The organism is Pradoshia sp. (assembly GCF_051873915.1).
Lineage (GTDB): Bacteria > Bacillota > Bacilli > Bacillales > Pradoshiaceae > Pradoshia.
In genome coordinates this window covers 1-3,141 of the sequence record NZ_JBJEFJ010000047.1, presented here as the reverse complement: position 1 = coordinate 3,141, position 3,141 = coordinate 1, and the positions used below count along the sequence as shown (strand labels likewise).

Here is a 3,141-nt window from a genome sequence, read left to right as displayed (position 1 = left end):
CTCCTCCCTGTAACAGCAGCAAGCCTTCCTACATCCCTACGACCAAATAAAAAAGAGAAGCAGCACAATCCCCTGCTTCTCTTCACTCTATATTATGTGCTTACTCAAGCACTTTTAATGACAGATTCTTTCATGAGCCATCCTTGCAGCTTGCTGAATAACAATAGGAATACAACTGCGATGATGCTTCCTTTAATTAGGTTGAACGGAATAATTGCAGCGGTGATATAGGCGCGAATTTCCGGACCTGACATGTTCCAGCCAAGCAGCTTGCTGTATACTGGGAGCAAGACATAGTAGTTCATGATACTCATAAACCCTGCAAGAATAATTGTTCCGCCAATTAGACCGAGGATCATGCCTTTTTTATTACCGACTTTCTTATACAGGTAGTAGACTGGCAAGATAAAGGAGACGCCTCCGATAAAGTTGGCGAAGTGGCCAACTGGGATACCTGTGTCGCTGCCTGTCATCATGAAGTCTAGAATATTTTTCAATAGTTCGACCATAATGCCGGCCACCGGCCCCATAACGAGTGCTGCAATTAATGCTGGTACATCGCTGAAATCGATTTGCAAGAATGCGGGAAATCCTGGGAACGGGAAGTTCAATATCATTAGAACATACCCGATGGCACCGAGGATGCCGATCTTGACCATTTTTTGAATCTTGCTGTTTTTTCTGTTCATTTTCCTCTCTCCTTAGGTTCTGGTGCTACCTCTTCTAGAAGAAAGGTTCTGCTAATATCCGTTCCAAAAGCATCGTCTCCATGAAAAAACCCTTTATCTTATTAGATAAAGGGAGAATTAGGCAATGTGAAAGAAACGTTTCGAAACTTTGCTTTTCGAACGTTAACAGAGACCTCCATCTTCTCCCATCCAGACTATACTGTCGGCTTTGGAATTTCACCAAATCCTGCCCCGAAAGGCTCGCGGGCTTAGAATGCATACATTCATCACCGCCGGTAGGGAATTTCACCCTGCCCCGAAGATAGACCAATATTTTATTTGGTTTGAATCTTCATTCATTATGAATGAGTCTTCAAAGCAAGAATACCATCAGGTTATGACAAACACAAGAGAAAAGTATCCTATGTCATAATTTACATATACCTTCTTTGTCAAATGTCAATGAGAATCATAGGAATATCTAAGTAAAATTTATTTTTTGAAATATCAAAATAGTAAGCGGTTACATAATTGACACATAGAATGACAGTCTTGTAGAGTGAAAACATAGCAAATTTTCCAACAGGAAGGTGACAATTTTGTTTAAAGTTCTAGTTGCAGATGCAATCAAGCCAGATGGTTTGACCCCTTTCATCGGTAGAGAAGACATTGAAGTTGTTCAAAAGACAGTCGAGAACGCAAAGAATGAGCTGCATGAATTTGATGCCTTGCTGGTTCGAAGCGCCACGAAGGTGACGGAAGCACTCCTTAATGACATGACAAGCTTAAAGATTATTGCACGAGCAGGTGTCGGGGTAGACAATATTGATGTGCCTTCATGCACGAAGCGCGGCGTCATCGTTGTCAATGCACCTGATGGTAATACCATTTCAACAGCGGAGCACACTTTCGCGATGATTGCGTCATTAGCCCGCAATATTCCCCAAGCCCATCAAACCGTTAAAAACAGCTCTTGGGAACGCAATCGATTTGCTGGAACAGAATTAAAGGGCAAGACACTCGGGATTGTTGGGATGGGCCGCATCGGTTCTGAGCTTACGAAAAGGGCGAGAGCCTTTCAAATGGATGTTTTCGCGTTTGATCCATTTTTGACAACTGAACGGGCGAAAGAACTTCATGTCACCACAGGATCCTTTGAGGAATTATTAACCGTATCTGATTTCATTACTGTACATACTCCTTTAACGAAAGACACAAAAGGCCTCCTAAATCGGGAAACGATTCAGAAATGCAAGGACGGCGTTTATCTCATCAACTGTGCACGCGGCGGTATCATTGATGAGGAAGCATTGTATGATGCTGTTGAGTCAGGCAAGGTTGCAGGGGCAGCGCTTGATGTGTTTGTGGAGGAGCCGCCTGTTGGCAATCGACTTCTCAACCTCGACCAAATCATCGTCACACCGCATTTAGGGGCTTCAACAAAAGAGGCCCAGTTAAATGTCGCAAAGCAGGTGGCTAAAGAGGTGGTTTCCTTTGTGGACGGCATACCGGTATCCAATTCTATTAACCTGCCTGCCATTCCAGCTGAACTGTTCAGCCGGATTCAGCCATACTATCAATTGGTTAGGACTCTTGGAAGCTTTCTTTCCCAATTTATTAATGAGGGTATCAAAGAGATCTCCATTACTTATGGAGGAGATTCATTTGATTATGATACGAGTATTCTCACGAAGGCATTGGTTTCCGGCTTCTTTAAAGGACGTGTTGATGTCAATGTCAATGAGGTAAATGCCCTCCTCTATGCGAAGGAGCGCTCCATAACCGTTGGAGAGAAAATTTCCAATGAGGCACATGGATATTCCTCCAGTGTGACTGTTAAAGTAGTTGGAGAAACAAAGAAAATGGAAGTGAAGGCAACCTATATTAAGGAATACGGTCCACGTATTTTTGCCATCAATGATTTCAAAATCGACTTCTATCCAGAAGGGCACATCCTCTACATCCAGCATCATGACCGCCCTGGTGTAATTGGAGTTGTCGGCAAGAAACTGGGTGATTTAAATCTCAATATTGCAACCATGCAGGTGGGCCGTAAGGAGGCCGGCGGTGAAGCCATTATGGTGTTAACCTTTGATGATCCGCTCCCTTCAGATATTCCTAATGAACTACTGTCAACACTGGAAATTTCGGAGGCAACCCTGATTGAATTGCCTTTATGTTAAGCCTATAAATAAACAAATGCCCGTTCAACTGGAACGGGCATTTGTGCTTTTCCCCATTAGATAAAATTCGGGGTATGATTCCCAAGTTACTCCATCCTTTTCTGCTGCCGCTCCATCGCTTTTCTGTGCGGTTTCTGTCTGTCTCCCTGCCAGAAATAGAAGGCTGATGCAGATTGCCAAGAGAAAAACAATAAAGAAACGTTTTGCATAACTGATCATACGTAACCCTCCGTCATTTTTTCACCCTTCCATATGTATTTCCAGTCAGAGTTGAATAGAACCGTTTTTCC

Annotated in this window: 3 protein-coding genes and 1 riboswitch; of the genes, 1 reads left to right on the top strand and 2 read right to left on the bottom strand. The window is 43.2% G+C overall.

Annotated features, from left to right (window positions below; translation table 11 throughout):
- Positions 1-104 precede the first annotated feature (104 nt).
- Positions 105-689: an ECF transporter S component gene (locus ACI35L_RS05105; RefSeq protein ID WP_049670530.1), complete on the bottom strand. Its 585-nt coding sequence runs from the start codon at positions 687-689 to the stop codon at positions 105-107.
- A gap of 173 nt (positions 690-862) precedes the next feature.
- Positions 863-996, bottom strand: a riboswitch (FMN riboswitch).
- A 271-nt stretch (positions 997-1,267) separates the two neighbouring features.
- Between ACI35L_RS05105 and serA the strand changes: the two genes are divergently transcribed.
- Positions 1,268-2,851 (top strand): phosphoglycerate dehydrogenase, encoded by a 1,584-nt coding sequence (gene serA / locus ACI35L_RS05100; protein ID WP_049670529.1) that lies wholly within the window; start codon positions 1,268-1,270, stop codon positions 2,849-2,851.
- Between the two features lie 24 nt (positions 2,852-2,875).
- Here serA and ACI35L_RS05095 read toward each other — a convergent pair whose 3' ends face one another.
- Positions 2,876-3,070, bottom strand: coding sequence for a hypothetical protein (locus ACI35L_RS05095; protein ID WP_049670528.1), 195 nt, complete (start codon positions 3,068-3,070; stop codon positions 2,876-2,878).
- Positions 3,071-3,141: the final 71 nt, after the last annotated feature.